The organism is Micromonospora marincola (assembly GCF_056150385.1).
In genome coordinates, this window is the sequence record NZ_JAXCFT010000009.1 from 127,844 (window position 1) to 144,727 (window position 16,884).

The following is a 16,884-nucleotide window of genomic DNA, read 5'->3' on the forward strand; positions in this document are numbered from 1 at the left end:
AATGAAGGTGTTGCCGACGCTGCTGTTGATCCTGGCCGGGGTGCTTGTCGGCGGGACCTGGTCGCTGCACAAGCAGGGCGCCGCCCGCGCCGCCGTGGTGGTCACCGGCCTGCTGGCCGTGCTGGCCACCGTCGGCGGGGTGCTCTGGCTGCTGCCCGGGGAGGCGTGATGGGCAGGCGGGTGGTGGTGCTGGACTACGGCTCGGGCAACCTGCGCTCGGCCGAGCGCGCGCTTGAGCGGGCCGGCGCCGACGTGACGGTCACCGCCGACCTGAGCGCCGCGGCGGACGCCGACGGCCTGGTGGTCCCGGGTGTCGGCGCGTACGCCGCGTGCATGGCCGGCATCGAGGCGCTCGGCGCCGGCCCGGTCATCGCCGAGCGGGTCGCCGCCGGCCGTCCGGTGCTGGGCATCTGCGTCGGGATGCAGGTGCTCTTCGAGCACGGCGACGAGCACGGCGTGGTGACCAAGGGCCTCGGGCTGCTGCCCGGCGGGGTGACGAAGCTGCCCGCTCCGCGCCTTCCGCACATGGGCTGGAACACCGTGCGCGCGCCCGCGGGTTCGGTGCTCTTCGCCGGCCTGCCGGCGGACGCCCGGTTCTACTTCGTCCACTCCTACGGGGTGACCGACACCGCCGGGCTGGCCGCCGCGGGCGCGACCGTCACCACCGCCGAGCACGGCGCCGACTTCGTCGCCGGGGTGGAGCGGGGGGCCCTGTCCGCGGCCCAGTTCCACCCGGAGAAGTCGTCCGACACCGGCGCCGCGCTGCTGCGCAACTGGTTGGGCGCACTTGAGTAAGGAGCGGGCCCGCCGCCGGGCGGCCCGCGAGGCCGACCAGCAGCGGGCGCGCGCCGCCCGGGCCCGCCGGGTCGCGCGCCGGGAGCGGCGCCGTTCGGTGGTACGCCGGCTGACGCCCCGGTTGCGCCGGGGTCGCACCGGTCGGCTGCGCCGGCACAGCCGGGGTGAGCGGGCGGCCATCGTGCTGCTCACCGCCGTCGCGGTGGCCGGCATCTGGAGTTTCGTCGACGACCTCGCCCTGCGCCTGGCGTTGGTCGTGTTGTTGCTGCTGGTCCTGCCGGCGATCGTGGTGATCGCGTTGGACCGTCGTTGAGAATGCGAGGAGACAAGCGTTGAGCCTTGACCTGTTGCCCGCCGTGGACGTCGCCTTCGGCCAGGCCGTCCGGCTCGTGCAGGGCGCCGCCGGCAGCGAGACCGCGTACGGCGACCCGCTGGAGGCGGCCCTCGCCTGGCAGTCCGACGGGGCCGAGTGGATCCACCTGGTCGACCTGGACGCCGCGTTCGGCCGGGGCTCCAACGCCGCGCTGCTCGCCGAGGTGGTCGGCAAGCTCGACGTACACGTGGAACTGTCCGGGGGCATCCGGGACGACGGGTCGCTGCGGGCGGCGTTGGGCACCGGGGCGGCCCGGGTCAACATCGGCACCGCCGCGCTCGAGGATCCCGAGTGGTGCGACCGGATCTGCGGCGAGTACGGCGACCGGGTGGCGATCGGGCTGGACGTGCGTGGTCGTACCCTCTCGGCGCGTGGCTGGACCCGCGACGGCGGTGACCTCTACGCCGTGCTGGCCCGGCTGGACGCCGCCGGCGCGGCGCGGTATGTGGTGACCGACATCACCAAGGACGGCACGATGCGCGGTCCGAACCTGGACCTGCTGCGCGAGGTGTGCGCCCGCACCGATGCCCCGGTGATCGCCTCCGGCGGGGTGTCCACGCTCGACGACCTGCGGGCGCTCGCCACGCTGGAGCCGGTCGGCGTGGAGGGCGTGATCGCCGGCAAGGCCCTGTACGCCGGCGCGTTCACCGTCGCCGAGGCGCTCGCCACGCTGCGGGCCGGCGCGTGACCGTCGAGGTGGGCGGACCGGTCGACGACCTGGGCCGGGCACCGCTCGACGGCGCGGTGGTGACCCGGCTCGGCTCGGGCGGGCCGTGGGAGGCGCTCTACGGCTATTCCCGGGTGGTCCGTGCCGGCGCGCTCGCGATCACCGCCGGCTGCACCTCCACGGTGGACGGCCGGGTGGCGCACGTCGGGGACGCGGCGGCACAGACCGCGCAGGCGATCCGGATCGGCCTGGACGCGCTGGCCGAGGTGGGCGCCCAGCCGGGCGACGTGGTGCGGACCCGGATGTACGTGACCGACCGGCTCTACACCGACGAGGTGGGGCGGGCGCACAACGCGGTGTTCGGCCCGGTGCGTCCGGTGGCGACCATGGTGGTGGTGGCCGCCCTGCTCGACCCGGACCACCTGGTCGAGGTGGAGTTGGAGGCGTGGATCCCCGGGCGCTGACCGGAGCCAGGGCAGCCCGTGGAGTCGCTACAAACTTGATGACGACAACGACTCGCACGCCCGGGACGGTTTGCCGCCGCCGACGCCGATAAGTTGTGCACAACTTGATTGTGCGCTACGGTTTACCGCGTGACCGATGATCTGGTGCTGCGGCGGCAGGTGTGCTTCGCCCTCTACGCGGCGTCGCGCGCCCTGACCGACGTCTACCGGCCCATCCTCGACGGGCACGGCCTGACCTACCCGCAGTACCTGGTGCTGCTGGTGCTCTGGGAGCGCGGGGACGACGCTCCCACCGTCTCCGAGCTCGGCGCGCGGCTCCGGCTCGACTCCGGCACGCTCTCCCCGCTGCTCAAGCGGTTGGAGGCGGCCGGTCTGGTGGTGCGCACCCGCTCGGCGACAGATGAGCGCCGGGTCGAGGTGGGCCTCACCGGCCGGGGCCGGGCCCTGCGGGAGCGGATGGACGAGGTGCCGATGCGGGTGGCCCGGGCCACCGGCCTCACCGAGGCCGAGCTGGTCGGCCTCCGCGACACCCTCACCCGGGTCACCGAGACGATCCACCGACAGAAGGAGCAGTGACCATGCAGGTCCTCTACACCGCGTCCGCCAAGGCCACCGGCGACGGCCGCGACGGCCACGTGCGCACCTCCGACGGCACCGTCGAGCTGGATCTCGCCGTGCCCAAGGAGATGGGCGGCGCCGGCGGCGCGGCAAACCCCGAGCAGCTCTTCGCCGCCGGCTACGCGGCGTGCTTCCACTCCGCGCTGCGCGTCGTGGCCCGGCAGGCCAAGGCGGACGTCTCCGGCTCGGTCGTCGAGGCCGAGGTGGGCATCGGCCCGAACGGCAGCGGCGGCTACGGCCTGACCGTGACACTCGTGGTGGACCTGCCCGCGGTCGAGCGTTCGGCCGCCGAGAAGGTCGTCGAGGCGGCCCACCAGGTCTGCCCCTACTCGAACGCGACCCGCGGCAACATCGAGGTCGCGCTGACCGTCCGGGAGGCCCTGTGAGCGCGAGGAGCGAGCCGGGTTTGCGAGCCCCGCAGTCGCGATCGAAGGAGGCCCGGTGAGTGTCAATCGGGAGATCCATCTGGCGTCCCGCCCCGAGGGCTGGCCGACCGCCGGGAACTTCCGGCTGGTCACCACGGACGTGCCGACGCCGGGCCCGGGTCAGGTCGTGGTCCGCAACCAGTTCATGTCCGTCGACCCGTACATGCGGGGGCGGATGAACGACGCCAAGTCGTACGTGCCGCCGTTCGCGCTCGACGCCCCGCTCGACGGCGCCGCGATCGGTGCGGTGGTGGCCGGCGAGGCCGACGGCGTCAAGCCCGGCGACGTGGTGCTGCACGGTCTCGGCTGGCGGGAGTACGCGCTCGTCGACGCCAAGGCCGCGCGCAAGGTCGATCCCGGGGTCGCCCCGGTCAGCGCCTACCTGAGCGTGCTCGGCATGACCGGGCTCACCGCGTACGCCGGGCTGCTGGACGTGGCCGCGATGAAGCCGGGGGAGACGGTCTTCGTCTCCGGCGCGGCCGGCGCGGTGGGCAGCATGGTCGGGCAGATCGCGAAGCTGCGCGGCGCCGGCCGGGTGGTCGGCAGCGCCGGTTCCCGGGCGAAGGTCGAGCGGCTCCACGCGCTCGGGTTCGACGCGGCCTTCAACTACCACGACGGGCCGGTGTACGAGCAGCTCAAGGCCGCCGCCCCGGACGGCGTCGACGTGTACTTCGACAACGTCGGCTCGGACCACCTGGAGGCCGCGATCGGGGCGATGAACCTGCACGGCCGGGCCGCGATCTGCGGCATGATCGCCCAGTACAACTCGGCCGAGCCGCCGGCCGCCCCGCGCAACCTGGCCCTGCTGATCGGCAAGCGGCTGACCCTGCGCGGCTTCCTCGTCGGTGACCACGGCCACCTGCGCGAGCAGTTCGTGCAGGAGACGGCCGGCTGGTTGCGCGAGGGCCGGCTGTCCTACGACGAGACCGTGGTCGACGGCATCGAGCAGGCGCCGGAGGCGTTCCTCGGCCTGCTGCGCGGCGAGAACCTCGGCAAGATGCTCGTCCGCCTCTGACCGGCACGCGCGGCGGCGGCGTCCGGCCTCACCGGCCGGCCGTCGCCGCCGTCGCATTGGCTAGGCTTTCCGGCATGACGGTGGCGGTACGGGTCATCCCGTGTCTGGACGTGGACGCCGGGCGGGTGGTCAAGGGCGTCAACTTCGTCGACCTGCGCGACGCCGGCGACCCGGTGGAGCTGGCGGCGGCGTACGACCGGGCCGGCGCGGACGAGCTGACGTTCCTCGACGTGACCGCGTCGTCGAGCGACCGCGGCACCACGCTCGACGTGGTCCGGCGTACCGCCGAGTCGGTCTTCATCCCGCTCACCGTGGGTGGCGGCATCCGCCGCGTCGGGGACGTGGACACGCTGCTGCGGGCCGGGGCGGACAAGGTCGGGGTGAACACCGCGGCCATCGCCCGGCCGGAGCTGATCGCCGAGATCGCCGACCGGTTCGGGCGGCAGGTGCTTGTGCTCTCGCTCGATGTGCGGCGTGCCCCGGCGGGGGGCGCGCCGAGCGGTTTCGAGGTGACCACGCACGGCGGGCGACGAGGCACCGGCCTGGACGCGGTCGAGTGGGCCGCGCGCGGCGCCGAGCTGGGCGCGGGCGAGATCCTGCTCAACTCGATGGACGCCGACGGCACCAAGGCCGGATTCGACCTGCCGCTGATCCAGGCGGTCCGCGACGTGGTCGACGTGCCGGTGATCGCCAGCGGTGGCGCGGGCGCGGTGGCGCACTTCCCGCCGGCCGTCGGCGCGGGCGCCGACGCGGTGCTCGCCGCAAGCGTCTTCCACTTCGGCGAGTTGACCGTCGGCGAGGTCAAGGACGCGCTGCGCGGCGCCGGGCACCCGGTGCGCTGACCCGGGGCGGTCGGCGGTCAGGGCCGGCCGGAGTGTCCCTCGGGGGACCGGCGCGGCATCGGGATGGAGCGGACCACGTATTCCTGGACGGCGGCGGCGTGGTCGTCCTCGTCGAGCTGCCACTCGGACTCGCCGGGCGGGTGCCGGCGGGTCAGCACGCCCTGCACGGTGTCGACGGTGGTGCCCAGCCCGGCGCTGGGCCGGGTGCGCCAGAGCCGTTCACCGTCCGGGGTGACCCGGAACCATCCGTCGGAGACGCTTACCAGGCCGGCTCCGACGAGCCGGCGGACCGCCCCCTCGACCTCGTGCCGCTCCGGGATGGCCTGGTTGAGGTGGTCGGCGGTGGAGAGGACGTCGGTGAGGCGTACCCCCTCCGGACGGCGTGTGGCGGCGGCCCGGCGGTGCCGGCCGGCGCCGCTGGCGATGACAAGCGCGACGAAGATCCAGGCGTCGCTCCAACGCCATCCGTTCTCCCCCATGCACGAATGATGCCCGCCCGCGGCGGCGGAGGAAACACCTGGTTTTCACCGCCGCGTGTCGTCGCAGCTCAGGGCCGTCGAAGTGGGCCCGCGTGGTGGCGGTGGGCCGGGCCATGCTCACGCAGCGTAGGCGGCGACCGGTCGGGGTGGCATCGCGAAGATCGGAATGAACAGTTGGGCGAGCGGCCCGATGGCGAGCGCGTAGGCCACGGTGCCGAGGCCGACCGTCCCGCCGAGCAGCCAGCCGAGGCCCAGCACGGTCACCTCGATGGCGGTCCGGACCAGCCGGAGCGACAGGCGGGGGTGCCGGGCGGTGAAGCCGGTCATCAGGCCGTCGCGCGGCCCGGGGCCGAGGCCGGCGCCCAGGTAGAGGCCGGTGGCGGCGCCGTTGGCGACGATGCCTGTGACAAGCAGCGCGGCGCGCGCCGGCAGGCCCTCGCCCGGCGGCAGTACGGCCAGGGTGGCGTCGACGACCAGCCCGATCACCACGACGTTGCTGATCGTGCCGAGGCCGGGCCGTTGCCGCAGCGGGATCCAGAGCAGCAGCACCACGGCGCCGACGGCGATGGTGACGGTGCCGAAGGAGAGGCCGGTCTGCCGGGCGAGCCCCTGGTGGAACACGTCCCACGGGTCCAGGCCGAGCCCGGAGCGGATCATCAGCGCCATGCTGATCCCGTAGACGGCCAGGCCGGCGTAGAGCTGGGTGAGCCGCCGCACCGGCCGGTGCCGGAGATTGCCAAGCTGTGCCATGCATGCCACCCTAGGTGCCAATTGAGGAAGCCGAAGAGGCCAATTGTGGAGGTGTGGCCGTGACCAGTCAGGTACGCGGTGTCCAATTGGCGCGGTTGCTCGGCCAGTGGCACGCCCTGCCGGGCCGCCGCCGGAGCCCCGACTACGTGGCGCTTGCCGCGGCCGTCCGGGGCCTGCTCGCCGACGCCCGCCTCCCGCTCGGCGTCCGCCTGCCGGCCGAACGGGAACTGGCCGAGGCGCTGCGGATCAGCCGGACCACAGTCACTGCCGCGTACCGCGAACTGCGGGAGACCGGCCACCTGGCCAGCCGGCGCGGCGCCGGGAGCTGGACCATGCTGCCCGGCACCCACCGGGTGGCCAGCACCGGCCTGTGGACGCCGCTCGACGACCGGGAGATGATCGACCTCGGCGTGGCCGCGCTGTCCGCCCCGCCGCAGCTCGTCCCCGCCGCCCGGGCAGCCGCCGAGGACCTGCCGCGCTACCTCGGCGGCGCCGGCTACCACCCGACCGGGATCATCGAGCTGCGCGAGGCGGTGGCCCGCGGGTACACCGAGCGCGGGCTGGCCACCAGCCCCGAGCAGATCATGGTCACCAGCGGCACCCAGCACGCGCTCGACCTGGTGCTGCGCCTGGCCCTGTCGCCCGGCGGCGCGGTGCTCGTGGAGTCGCCCACCTACCCCAACGCGCTCGCCGCGCTCGCCGCCCGGCGGGCCCGGATCGCCACCCACGGGCTCTCCGACGACGGCTGGGACGCCGACCTGCTGCTCGGCAGCATCCGGCAGACCCGGCCGAAGCTCGCGTACGTGATTCCGGAGTTCCACAACCCGACCGGCCACCTGATGGCGGCCGACCTGCGGGAGCGGCTTGTCGGCGCGGCCCACGCGGCCGGCACCGACCTGGTGGTCGACGAGTCCTTCGTCGACCTGCCGCTCGACGGCACGCCGCTGCCGCCACCGGTGGCGGTCTTCGACAGGCACTCCCGGGTGATCAGCATCGGCGGGATGAGTAAGCCCTACTGGGGTGGACTGCGGATCGGTTGGGTGCGCGCCTCCGCACCCCAGGTGCAGCGGCTGGCCGCGGCCCGGGTCGGGGTGGACATGGCCAGCCCGGTGCTCGACCAGCTCGTCGCGGTGCACCTGCTCACCCAGGCCCCGACCATCGTCGCGGCCCGCCGCGCGCAGCTCGCCGCCCAACGGGACGCCCTGGTCGCCGCGCTCGCCGACCGCCTGCCCGACTGGCGGGTCACCGTCCCGCGCGGCGGCGTCACGCTCTGGGCCGAGCTGGACGGCCCGATCTCCAGCGCGTTGGCCCGGGCCGCCGAGGAGGTCGGCGTACGGCTGGCGCCCGGCCCCCGGTTCGGCCTCGACGGAACGCTTGAGCGGTTCCTCCGGCTGCCCTTCACGCTGCCCGCCGCCGAGCTGGTGGAGGCGGTCGGGCGGCTCGCCGCGGTCCGCTACGACCTGGACCGGGCCGGCCGCCCGCAGTGGCGGGAGCCGAGCGTCATCGCCTGACGCGCGCCCGTTCCGGTGGGGATCGGGCGAACCGGGCCACCGGCTCCTGTGGTGCCCGCAGACTGCCCGGGTGGGGTACTCCGACGGTGTCCGGTCGTCGCGCGCCGTGCGGGCCGGCGCGCCGGGCTCCCGGACCACCCGGCTGGAACTCTTCTACGACCTGGTCTTCGTCTTCGCGTTCCTCAGCGTCACCACGCTCACCGCGTCCGCGCTCACCCCGGTCAACCTCTACCGCTTCCTGCTGGTGCTGGCGCTGCTCTGGTGGTCGTGGACCGGGTTCGCCCGGATGGGCAACGCGATCCGTGCCGACCAGGGCGTGCTGCCGCTCGTCGGCTTCGTCACCGTGGCGGCGACGTTCCTGCTGGTGCTCAGCGTGCCCGGCGCGTTCGTGGACCGTCCCGGCGGGCTGCCCGGCCCGCTTGTCTTCGCCGGCTGCTACTTCGTGATCCGGGTGGCCCAGCTCACCGTTTTCGGCTGGGTGGACCGCGCCGACCCGGTCCGGCGTCGGCGGTTCTTCCTGCGTGCCTCGGTCCCGGCCGTGGCCACCGCGCTGTTGCTGGTCGCCGCCACGGTGCCCGCCCGGCTGCCGCAGGGGCGGTTCGCGGTGGGGCTGCAACTGGCGCTCTGGACGCTCGCGGTGCTTGTCGAGTACGTGGTCGGGTCCACCCTGGCCCGACGCTGGTGGGTGGTGGTCTCGGCCGGGCACTGGGCGGAACGGCACGCGCTGATGGTGCTTGTCGCGCTCGGCGAGTCGATCATCGCGCTCGGGCTCGGCCCGAAAAGCGGGCTGCCGTTGACCGGGCCGGTGGCGGTGGCCGCGCTGCTCGGCATCCTGATCGTGGCGGCGCTCTGGTGGGCGTACTTCGACACGCTTGCGTTCGCGCTTGAACAGGCGCTGCACCACGCCCGGGACCAGGCCGCCCGGCTGCGGCTGTCCCGCGCGGTCTACACGTTCCTGCACCTGCCGATGGTCACCGGCACCATCCTCTACGCGCTCGGTCTGAAGGACCTGCTGACCGAGGTGGCCGACGCGCCGACCCCGGACTGGGGGTGGCCGCTCGGCGGCTTCTGGGGCGGCGTCATCTTCGGCGGCGTCGCGCTCTATCTGCTCAGCATCGCCGGGTGCTGGTGGCTGGCGGTGCGCGAGGTGCACCGGCCGCTGCTTGTCACCGTGGCGGCGCTCGCCGTGGCCGGCCCGTTCGCGTTCCGGATCCCGGAGGTGGGCGCGCTCGGCGTGCTGGGGGTGCTCGCCGGCGCGGGCGTGGCCTGGGAGACCCGCAGCGAGGACGGCCGCCGGCGTCGGGTCCGGCGGCTGGCCCTGGAGGAGCAACTCGCCGCCGAGGCCGAGCAGAGCCGGTGGCGGCGGCAGCACCTGTGACGCGGGGCGTCGCCGGGTGCCGCTCCGCGCGGCCGTGCCCCGGGACGGTGGGGCACGGCCGGCGCGGCCTCGGGGCGCGTCACAATTCGGCGAGCGAGCCCTCGTACATCTTGTCGATCTCGCCGGCGAAGTTGGTCTCGACGCTGCGGCGCTTGATCTTCAGCGACGGGGTGACCTCGCCGTCGGCGATGGTGAGGTCACGGGGGAGGATCGTCACCTTTTTGATCGTCTCCCAGCGGTTGAGCTTGGCGTTCAGCTCGGCCACGTAGCCCTCGACCATCGCCTGCGCCTCCGGCGAGGTGACGATCGTGGTGTAGTCCCGCCCCTCCAACGGGGTGCCGGCGGCCCAGGCCTGGATCGCGTCCGGGTCCAGGGTGACGAGCATCGTGCAGTAGTTGCGGGCCTGCCCGATCACCACTGCCTGCGAGGTGTACGGGCAGACCGCCTTGAACACGCCCTCGATGTGCGACGGCGCGACGTACTTGCCGCCGGACGTCTTGACCAGATCCTTCTTCCGGTCGGTGATGCGCAGGTAGCCGTCGTCGTCGAGCGTGCCGATGTCGCCGCTGCGGAAGAAACCGTCCTCGGTGAACGCCGCCGCGGTCTCCTCGGGCAGGTTGTGGTAGCCGCGCATGACCGGACGGCCGCGGAGCAGGATCTCGCCGTCGGTGTCGATCCGGCACTCCAGGTCGCCCATGGCACGACCCACGCTGCCGATCTTGAGCCCGTCGGGCGGGTTGACGAACGCCCCGGCGCTGGTCTCGGTCAGGCCGTACCCCTCCGAGATGGGCAGGTTCGCGGCGGCGAAGAAGGTGGCGATCTCCTGGCTCAGCGGGGCCGCGCCGGAGACCAGCACCCGCATCCGGCCGCCGAGCCGGGCCTGGAGCTTGCTGAAGACCAGCTTCTCGGCGACCGCGTACTTCGCCCGCAGCCCGGCCGGGACCGGCTTGCCGGCCTGCTCCAGCGCGACCTTCTCCTTGCCGACCGCGACACCCCAGGCGAAGATCTTCGCCTTCGCGCCGCCGGCGCCCTGCGCCGTCGTCACCGCCTTGTTGTAGACCTTCTCGAAGACCCGGGGTGCGCCGCACATCAGCGTCGGCTGGACCACCCCGAGCAGCTCGACCAGCTTGTCCACCCGGCCGTCGACGTAGGTGGGCAGCCCGACGTGGGTGGCGCCGCAGAGCAGCGTCTTGCCGAACGAGTGGGACAGCGGCAGCCACAGGTACTGCAGGTCGTCGACGCGCAGCAGGCCCAGCTCGGCCTGCGCCACACCCTCCCAGCACCAGCCGCCGTGCAGCAGCTCCACGCCCTTGGGTCGGCCGGTGGTGCCCGAGGTGTAGATCAGGGTGGCCAGGTGGTCCGGACCGATGCCGCTGACGAGCGTGTCGACCAGGTCGGGCTCGGCCGCGAGCGCCGCCGCCCCGCGTTCCTCAAGCTCGGCCAGGCTGAGCTGGGGGACGCCGGCCGCCGGGTCGGGCGTGCCGTCGAGGAGCACCACGTGGGTGAGCGCCGGCAGCGCCGCGCCGGCGATCTTCGCCGCCTGGTCCGGGTTCTCCGCGAACAGCACCCGGGAGCCGGAGTCGGCGAGGATGTAGACCGCGTCGTCGGGCTCCGTGGTGGGGTAGACGGTGGTGGTGGCGCCGCCGGCGCACATGATGCCGAAGTCGGCGAGCACCCACTCCAGCCGCGTGTTGGCCAGGATCGCCACCGGGTCCTCAAGGCCCACACCGAGCCCGTGCAGCCCGGCCGCGATCGCCTTGGCGCGCTGCCCGACCTGCCCCCACGTCAACCAGACCGGACCCGGGTCGTCCTGGCCGGGGTGGGCGAACGCGTGCCGGTCGGGAGAGTCCGCCACGCGCTTGAGAAACATGTCGGATACGGAACGGTACGGTATGTCGAGAGCCATCGTGGGCGCCGCCTTCGGGGGTGGAGGGGCGTGACGGGGGTCACGCCGATCTGCGGTTACCGAAGGGTATTGCCTGTACCGGGGCAGCGGCTAGCCCCGGGATCAGGTATAGCGGGCGGCGGCGCGGGACCAGTCGTACGTGGCCCGGATCCAGTCCCGCCGGGTGGCCAGGAACGCCCGCACCCCGTCGTCGGCCCCGGCGACGAGCGCCGCGTCCCGTTCCGTGTACGCCGCGAGCGCCGCGTTGAACCGGGCCGCCGCCGCGCGCAGCGCCGCCTCCTCGCCCTGCCCGGTCTCGCCGGCGATCGTGGTGACCAGGTTGTGCGCCGTCGGAGCGCCGCCGCGTTCCTTGGCGTAGGAGAACAGGTCGTTGCACCAGCAGACCAGGTCGGTGGCGAGCGCGTCCAGCACGACAAGCGCCGGATCGGCCCGGCTCGCCGATCCGGGTCGCGCCGGGTGGGCCAGGTCGGTCACCGTGAAGCTGGGCCGTACGCCGCCGGTGTGCCGGCGCATCTGCACGTACTCGGCCACCCCGGGCACCCGGCGGCGCTCCCGGTTGGCGGCCTCCCAGAGCAGCGCCAGCAGGTATTCGCGCAACTGGCTGACCAGGCGCAGCAGCAGCGCGGGCCGCTGCGCCTCGCGGGCCCGCCGGCACAGGTCGTGTAGGCCGACGGCGAGCGGACCCCCGCCGGTCGGGCCGGACGGCGCCGGGTCGCCGAGCCGGTCGAGCACGGTCAGCAACGCGGCCACGGTGGGCGCGAGCCGGACCGGGTCGGTGCCCAGCCCGTCGTCGTCGCAGGCGTCGTCCACCACGAACAGCCAGTTGATCAGGTCGGTGAGCAGGCGCAGGCCGCCGGGGGACGCCTCCGGGCAGGCCCGTCCGGCAAGCTCGGCGGCGTGGGCGCCGGCCAGCCGGTCCTGCCCGGCCGGGTCGTCGACCAGGCCGAGGCCACGAGCCCAGTCGGCACTCTCCGCGGCGACCCGTTCGACGGCGGGGTGCCGCCGCGCCGGAAAGGGCGGCTCGTGCAGTGCGGAGACCGCGAAGCCATGCATCCGTGCCCCCTGTCCGCCGCCCGTGGGGCCGGGCGGCGGGCAGGAGCGTACGGCAGAATTTGGTCGGGGATCATCATTCGATATGCATTTTTCACCATAGGCCGGTCACCGGTCGCTCACGCTAGGTCAGAAGCCCAGCTCGGCGGCGCGCAGGCGGTGCGCGGCCCCGGTCGGGCCGTCCACCTGGACCCGGGCCACCCGCTGCCGGCCGGTCAGGAACAGAACCAGCTCGCCCGGCGCGCCCACCAGGCGCAGCCGCTCACCGCCCCGCCCGCCCCGTACCTCGCCGTGGCCGGGCGCCTGCACCAGCACCTCGGCCGGGAAGCGTCGCAGCGCCATCGGGGCCAGCAGGGCGACCCGCTTCCACAGCACCGCCTGCTGCCCGGCCGGAAGGTCGCGCGGGCGCCAGCCGGACCGGGCCCGGCGCACGTCCTCGTGGTGGATGAAGAACTCCAGGCCGTTCGCCAGCTCGTCGGTGAGCGGGTTGCTCACCGGGCTCCACAGCGGCGGGCGGCGGACCCGGGCGACCAGGTCGGCGTACGGGCCGGCGGCGATCCGGCGGCGGACCGCCTCCCCGTGGCCCCGCAACGGCGGCAGCAGGATCCCGCCGGCCGCGTCCGGCCGGCGCTCCCGCACCAGCAGGTGCGCCGCCAGGTCACGGGTGGTCCACCCCTCGTTGACCGTCGGCGCGTCCGGTCCCAGTTCCAGCATCAGGTCGGCGAGCGCTTCGCGCTCCGCTCGGGCGTACCGCGGCATGGCCCGATCGTAGGCCCGTCCGGGCGGATCGGCGCGCGGTAACCGGCGCGGTGGCGGTGGCCGGCGGGTCACCGCCCGCCACCGGTCGGTGGTCCGTGGGAACGTGACGGCGGACATACGCGAGCGGGTCGGCGGCGGCGGCGGCGAGCGGTAAGGATGGGGGAGAAAATTGCGGCTTACGGCGGGGGCGAGCGTGGCGAGCGGGACAAGTCGGGACGTGCTCGGCCGAGGGCTGCAGGTGCTCGGCCGGGCGATCCGGGAACAACCACGGATCTTCGCGGTCGCGGTCACCGGCAGCGTGCTCTTCGGCCTCCTCGTGATCGTCAGCGCGTACGTGATCGGCGCGGTGGTCGGCGAGGTGGTGGTGCCCGCGGTCGAGCGCGGCGCGGTGGCCGGCGGCACCCTCGCGCTCGCCGCGGCGGCGCTGTTCGGGATCAGCGTGCTGCGGGTGGTCGGCATCTTCGGCCGGCGGCTCGGCGCCGGCTACATGCAGTACCGGCTCCAGGCCGCCTACCGCCGCCGGGTCACCCGTCGCTACCTCGACCTGCCGCTGGCCTGGCACCACCGCAACTCCACCGGCACGTTGCTGTCGAACGCCAACTCGGACGTGGAGGCCGCCTGGTATCCGATCGCGCCGCTGCCGTTCGCGGTCGGCACGCTCGTGATGCTTGTCGGTGCGGTGGCGTCGCTGTTCCTCACCGACTGGGCGCTCGCCCTGGTCGGCCTCGCCGTCTTCCCCGCGCTGTTCGCGCTCAACGTGGTCTACTCCCGCCGGATGGCGCCCCGGCAGGCCCGGGCCCAGCGGCTGCGGGCCGAGGTCAGCGGCATCGCGCACGAGAGCTTCGACGGCGCGCTGGTGGTCAAGACCATGGGCCGCGAGTCGCAGGAGACGGCCCGCTTCGCCGCCCGCGCCGGCGAGCTGCGGGACGCGCTGATCTCCGTCGGCCGGCTGCGCGGCGTCTTCGACCCGATGCTGGAGACGCTGCCCAGCCTCGGCACGCTCGCCGTGCTCGTGGTCGGCGCGGTCCGGCTCCGCCAGGGCGCGATCACGGTGACCGAGCTGGTGAGCGTCGCGTTCCTGTTCACCGTGCTGGCGTTCCCGGTGCGGGCGATCGGCTGGGTGCTGGCCGAGCTGCCGCGCAGCGTCGCCGGCTGGGACCGGGTCCGCCGGGTGCTCGACGCCACGGGCGAGATGCCGTACGGCGACGTGACGCTCGACCCGGCCACCCGGACGCCCGCCACGCTCGGCTTCGCCGACGTCCACTTCGGGTACGAGCCGGCCGAGGCGCACCTGCCCGGCGCCGAGGTGCTCGGCGCGGTGACGTTCACCGTGCCGGCCGGAAAGACGGTCGCGCTGGTCGGGCCGACCGGCGCCGGCAAGTCCACCATCGCGTCGCTTGCCGTGCGCCTGGTCGACCCGCGTACCGGCCGGGTCAGCCTGGACGGCGTCGACGTGCGCGAGCTGACCGCCGCCTCGCTCGCCGCCACGGTGGCGCTCGTGGCCCAGGTGCCGTTCGTCTTCGACGACACCGTCCGGGCCAACATCACCCTCGACCGGGCCGGCATCGGCGACGACGAGGTGTGGGCGGCGCTGCGGCTGGCCGAGGCGGACGGCTTCGTCGCCGCCCTCCCGAACGGGCTGGACACCATGGTCGGCGAACGGGGCACGTCGCTCTCCGGCGGGCAGCGGCAGCGGCTCACGCTGGCCCGGGCGCTCGCCGGCCGGCCCCGCCTGCTGGTGCTCGACGACGCCACAAGCGCCGTTGACCCGCGCGTCGAGGCCGCCATCCTGGCCGGCCTGCGTGCCCCGACGGACGGTGGCGCGCCCGCGTCGATCCTGGTGGTCGCCTACCGGCGGGCCACCATCGCGCTCGCCGACGAGGTGATCTACGTGGAGCAGGGCCGGGTGGTGGCCCGCGGCACCCACCCCGAGCTGCTGGCCACCGTGCCCGGTTACGCCGACCTGGTCACCGCGTACGAGCAGGCCGAGCAGGAGCGCGAGCAGAACCGCACGTACGACGAGGTCACGCCGATGACCTCCGGCCTGGAGATGGAGGTGGACCGGTGAGCGCTGCCGCTGCCGAGGCGCGGACCGAGACGACCTGGGGGACGCTGCGGCGAGGGCTGGCGCTCTCCCCGGAGCTGAAGACCGGGCTCGCCACCACGCTGGCGCTGGCGCTGGTCTACATGGTCGGCCGGGTGGCCGTGCCGGTGGCGGTGCAGCGCGGCATCGACCACGGCATCGTCGGCGGGCTCGACCTGAACGTCATCTCGCTGACCGTGGCGGTCACCGTCGCGGTGCTCGTGGTCACCACCACCTGCGGCTACCTGATGATGCGCCGGCTGTTCACGGTGAGCGAGACCGCCCTGGCCGGCGTACGCACCCGCGCGTTCCGGCACGTGCACGACCTGTCCATGCTGCACCAGCAGTCCGAGCGGCGCGGGTCGCTCGTCTCCCGGGTCACGAGCGACGTCGACCAGATCACCCAGTTCCTCCAGTGGGGCGGGGTGATCCTCCTCGTCAACCTGGGCCAACTGGTGGTCACCACCGCGGTGATGCTCGCGTACTCCTGGCAGTTGACGCTCGTGGTGCTCGTCGCGTTCGCGCCGGCGGTGCTCGTCATCCGGCAGCTCCAACGCCGGCTCGCCGGGGCGTACGGGCTGGTCCGGCAGCGGACCGGCACACTGCTCGGCGCGATCGGCGAGAGCGTGGTGGGCGCGCCGGTGATCCGGGCGTACGGGATCGCCGGGCGCACCGCCCGGCGGCTGGACGCGGCGATCGACGGGCAGCGGGTGGCCCAGCAGCGGGCGATCCGGATCAGCATCCTGGGCAGCTCGGTCGGCGAGCTGGCCGCCGGCCTGGCGCTGGCCGGCGTGGTGGTGGTCGGGGTGAGCCTCGGCGTCGACCGCACGCTGTCGGTCGGCCAGCTCACCGCGTTCCTGTTCCTGGTCACGCTCTTCATCCAGCCGGTGCAGATCGCCACCGAGGTGCTCAACGAGGCGCAGAACGCGATCGCCGGCTGGCGCCGGGTGCTCGACGTGCTCGACGTCGAACCGGACGTCGCCGACCCGGGCGAGCAGGGGCGGGGGCTGCCGGCCGGTCCGCTCGACGTCCGCTTCGCCGGCGTGACGTTCGCCTACCCGGGCGGGCCGCCGGTGCTGCACGGCGTGACGCTCGACATCCCGGCGAAGAGCCGGGTGGCAGTGGTGGGCGAGACCGGCAGCGGCAAGACCACGTTCGCGAAGCTGCTGACCCGGCTGATGGACCCGACCGAGGGCGAGGTGCTGCTCTCCGGCGTCGACCTGCGCCAGGTGCGCTTCGACTCGCTGCGCGCCCGGGTGGTGATGGTGCCGCAGGACGGCTTCCTGTTCGACACCACGGTCGGGGAGAATGTGCGCTTCGCCCGGCCGGAGCTGACCGACGCGCGACTCACCGCCGCCTTCACCGAGCTGGGCCTGGCCGACTGGCTGGACGGGCTGCCGGCCGGGCTGGACACCCCGGTCGGTGAGCGGGGCGAGGCGCTGAGCGTGGGCGAGCGGCAGCTCGTGGCGCTGGCCCGCGCGTACGTGGCGGACCCGGACCTGCTGGTGCTCGACGAGGCGACGAGCGCGGTCGACCCGGCCACCGAGGTCCGGCTCCAGCGCACGCTTGACGCGGTCACCCGGGGGCGCACCACGCTCGCCATCGCGCACCGGCTCTCCACCGCCCAGGCGGCCGACGAGGTGATCGTGGTGGACCGGGGCCGGATCGTCCAGCGTGGCCCGCACGAGGAGCTGGTCCGCGACACCGACTCGGTCTACGCCCTGCTCTACGCCTCCTGGCTGGAGCAGACCCGCTGACCCCGCCGCCGG

At 74.2% G+C, this 16,884-nt stretch carries 18 protein-coding genes; 13 read left to right on the forward strand and 5 right to left on the reverse strand.

The genetic code is table 11. The features are described 5' to 3' along the window. Position 1: 1 nt before the first annotated feature. From SM450_RS20015 to hisF, 9 genes are all read left to right on the forward strand, one after another. Positions 2-169 carry a hypothetical protein gene (locus SM450_RS20015; protein ID WP_282283630.1) on the forward strand — a complete coding sequence of 56 codons (168 nt, stop codon included), beginning with the start codon at positions 2-4 and terminating at the stop codon, positions 167-169. Continuing rightward, on the forward strand, positions 169-795 hold the full coding sequence (hisH, locus tag SM450_RS20020; RefSeq protein WP_474621265.1) for an imidazole glycerol phosphate synthase subunit HisH: 627 nt from the start codon (positions 169-171) through the stop codon (positions 793-795). The genes SM450_RS20015 and hisH overlap by 1 nt, the downstream gene beginning before the upstream one ends. Next, complete coding sequence (locus SM450_RS20025) at positions 788-1,108, forward strand: hypothetical protein (protein ID WP_281587477.1); 321 nt, start codon at positions 788-790, stop codon at positions 1,106-1,108. Before hisH ends, SM450_RS20025 begins: the two co-directional genes overlap by 8 nt. A gap of 19 nt (positions 1,109-1,127) precedes the next feature. Continuing rightward, the gene (gene priA / locus SM450_RS20030; RefSeq protein WP_474621266.1) at positions 1,128-1,856 is read left to right on the forward strand and encodes a bifunctional 1-(5-phosphoribosyl)-5-((5-phosphoribosylamino)methylideneamino)imidazole-4-carboxamide isomerase/phosphoribosylanthranilate isomerase PriA; all 729 of its coding nucleotides are present in this window, start codon (positions 1,128-1,130) and stop codon (positions 1,854-1,856) included. After that, positions 1,853-2,299: a Rid family hydrolase gene (locus tag SM450_RS20035; RefSeq protein WP_474621267.1), complete on the forward strand. Its 447-nt coding sequence runs from the start codon at positions 1,853-1,855 to the stop codon at positions 2,297-2,299. The genes priA and SM450_RS20035 overlap by 4 nt, the downstream gene beginning before the upstream one ends. A gap of 129 nt (positions 2,300-2,428) precedes the next feature. Beyond that, positions 2,429-2,875: a MarR family winged helix-turn-helix transcriptional regulator gene (locus tag SM450_RS20040; protein ID WP_474621268.1), complete on the forward strand. Its 447-nt coding sequence runs from the start codon at positions 2,429-2,431 to the stop codon at positions 2,873-2,875. Between the two features lie 2 nt (positions 2,876-2,877). Next, the gene (locus SM450_RS20045; RefSeq protein WP_474621348.1) at positions 2,878-3,303 is read left to right on the forward strand and encodes an organic hydroperoxide resistance protein; all 426 of its coding nucleotides are present in this window, start codon (positions 2,878-2,880) and stop codon (positions 3,301-3,303) included. Between the two features lie 55 nt (positions 3,304-3,358). Further along, on the forward strand, positions 3,359-4,357 hold the full coding sequence (locus SM450_RS20050; RefSeq protein ID WP_474621269.1) for an NADP-dependent oxidoreductase: 999 nt from the start codon (positions 3,359-3,361) through the stop codon (positions 4,355-4,357). 74 nt (positions 4,358-4,431) lie between these two features. Continuing rightward, positions 4,432-5,199: an imidazole glycerol phosphate synthase subunit HisF gene (gene hisF / locus SM450_RS20055; RefSeq protein WP_474621270.1), complete on the forward strand. Its 768-nt coding sequence runs from the start codon at positions 4,432-4,434 to the stop codon at positions 5,197-5,199. Positions 5,200-5,216: 17 nt separating this feature from the next. Here the strand turns inward: hisF and SM450_RS20060 are convergent, their stop codons facing one another. Next, entirely contained in the window at positions 5,217-5,678 is a 462-nt protein-coding gene (locus SM450_RS20060) for a hypothetical protein (protein WP_474621271.1), read from the reverse strand. Between the two features lie 117 nt (positions 5,679-5,795). Further along, on the reverse strand, positions 5,796-6,428 hold the full coding sequence (gene yczE, locus SM450_RS20065) for a membrane protein YczE (RefSeq protein ID WP_474621272.1): 633 nt from the start codon (positions 6,426-6,428) through the stop codon (positions 5,796-5,798). A gap of 59 nt (positions 6,429-6,487) precedes the next feature. Here yczE and yczR point away from each other — a divergent pair, with 59 nt between their 5' ends. After that, positions 6,488-7,939, forward strand: coding sequence for a MocR-like transcription factor YczR (gene yczR, locus SM450_RS20070; RefSeq protein WP_474621273.1), 1,452 nt, complete (start codon positions 6,488-6,490; stop codon positions 7,937-7,939). Positions 7,940-8,045: 106 nt separating this feature from the next. Beyond that, positions 8,046-9,317 carry a low temperature requirement protein A gene (locus tag SM450_RS20075; RefSeq protein ID WP_474621349.1) on the forward strand — a complete coding sequence of 424 codons (1,272 nt, stop codon included), beginning with the start codon at positions 8,046-8,048 and terminating at the stop codon, positions 9,315-9,317. A 79-nt stretch (positions 9,318-9,396) separates the two neighbouring features. Here the strand turns inward: SM450_RS20075 and SM450_RS20080 are convergent, their stop codons facing one another. The 3 genes from SM450_RS20080 to SM450_RS20090 form a co-directional block, all read right to left on the reverse strand. After that, the gene (locus SM450_RS20080; protein WP_474621274.1) at positions 9,397-11,223 is read right to left on the reverse strand and encodes an AMP-dependent synthetase/ligase; all 1,827 of its coding nucleotides are present in this window, start codon (positions 11,221-11,223) and stop codon (positions 9,397-9,399) included. Between the two features lie 102 nt (positions 11,224-11,325). Further along, entirely contained in the window at positions 11,326-12,276 is a 951-nt protein-coding gene (locus SM450_RS20085; RefSeq protein WP_474621275.1) for a terpene synthase family protein, read from the reverse strand. Between the two features lie 126 nt (positions 12,277-12,402). After that, a complete protein-coding gene (locus SM450_RS20090) occupies positions 12,403-13,032 on the reverse strand; it encodes a TIGR03085 family metal-binding protein (protein WP_474621276.1) in 630 nt (209 codons plus the stop codon). Positions 13,033-13,225: 193 nt separating this feature from the next. Here SM450_RS20090 and SM450_RS20095 point away from each other — a divergent pair, with 193 nt between their 5' ends. After that, on the forward strand, positions 13,226-15,100 hold the full coding sequence (locus SM450_RS20095) for an ABC transporter ATP-binding protein (protein ID WP_474621277.1): 1,875 nt from the start codon (positions 13,226-13,228) through the stop codon (positions 15,098-15,100). Next, positions 15,097-16,872, forward strand: a complete 1,776-nt coding sequence (locus SM450_RS20100; protein WP_474621278.1) for an ABC transporter ATP-binding protein — start codon at positions 15,097-15,099, stop codon at positions 16,870-16,872. The genes SM450_RS20095 and SM450_RS20100 overlap by 4 nt, the downstream gene beginning before the upstream one ends. Positions 16,873-16,884: the final 12 nt, after the last annotated feature.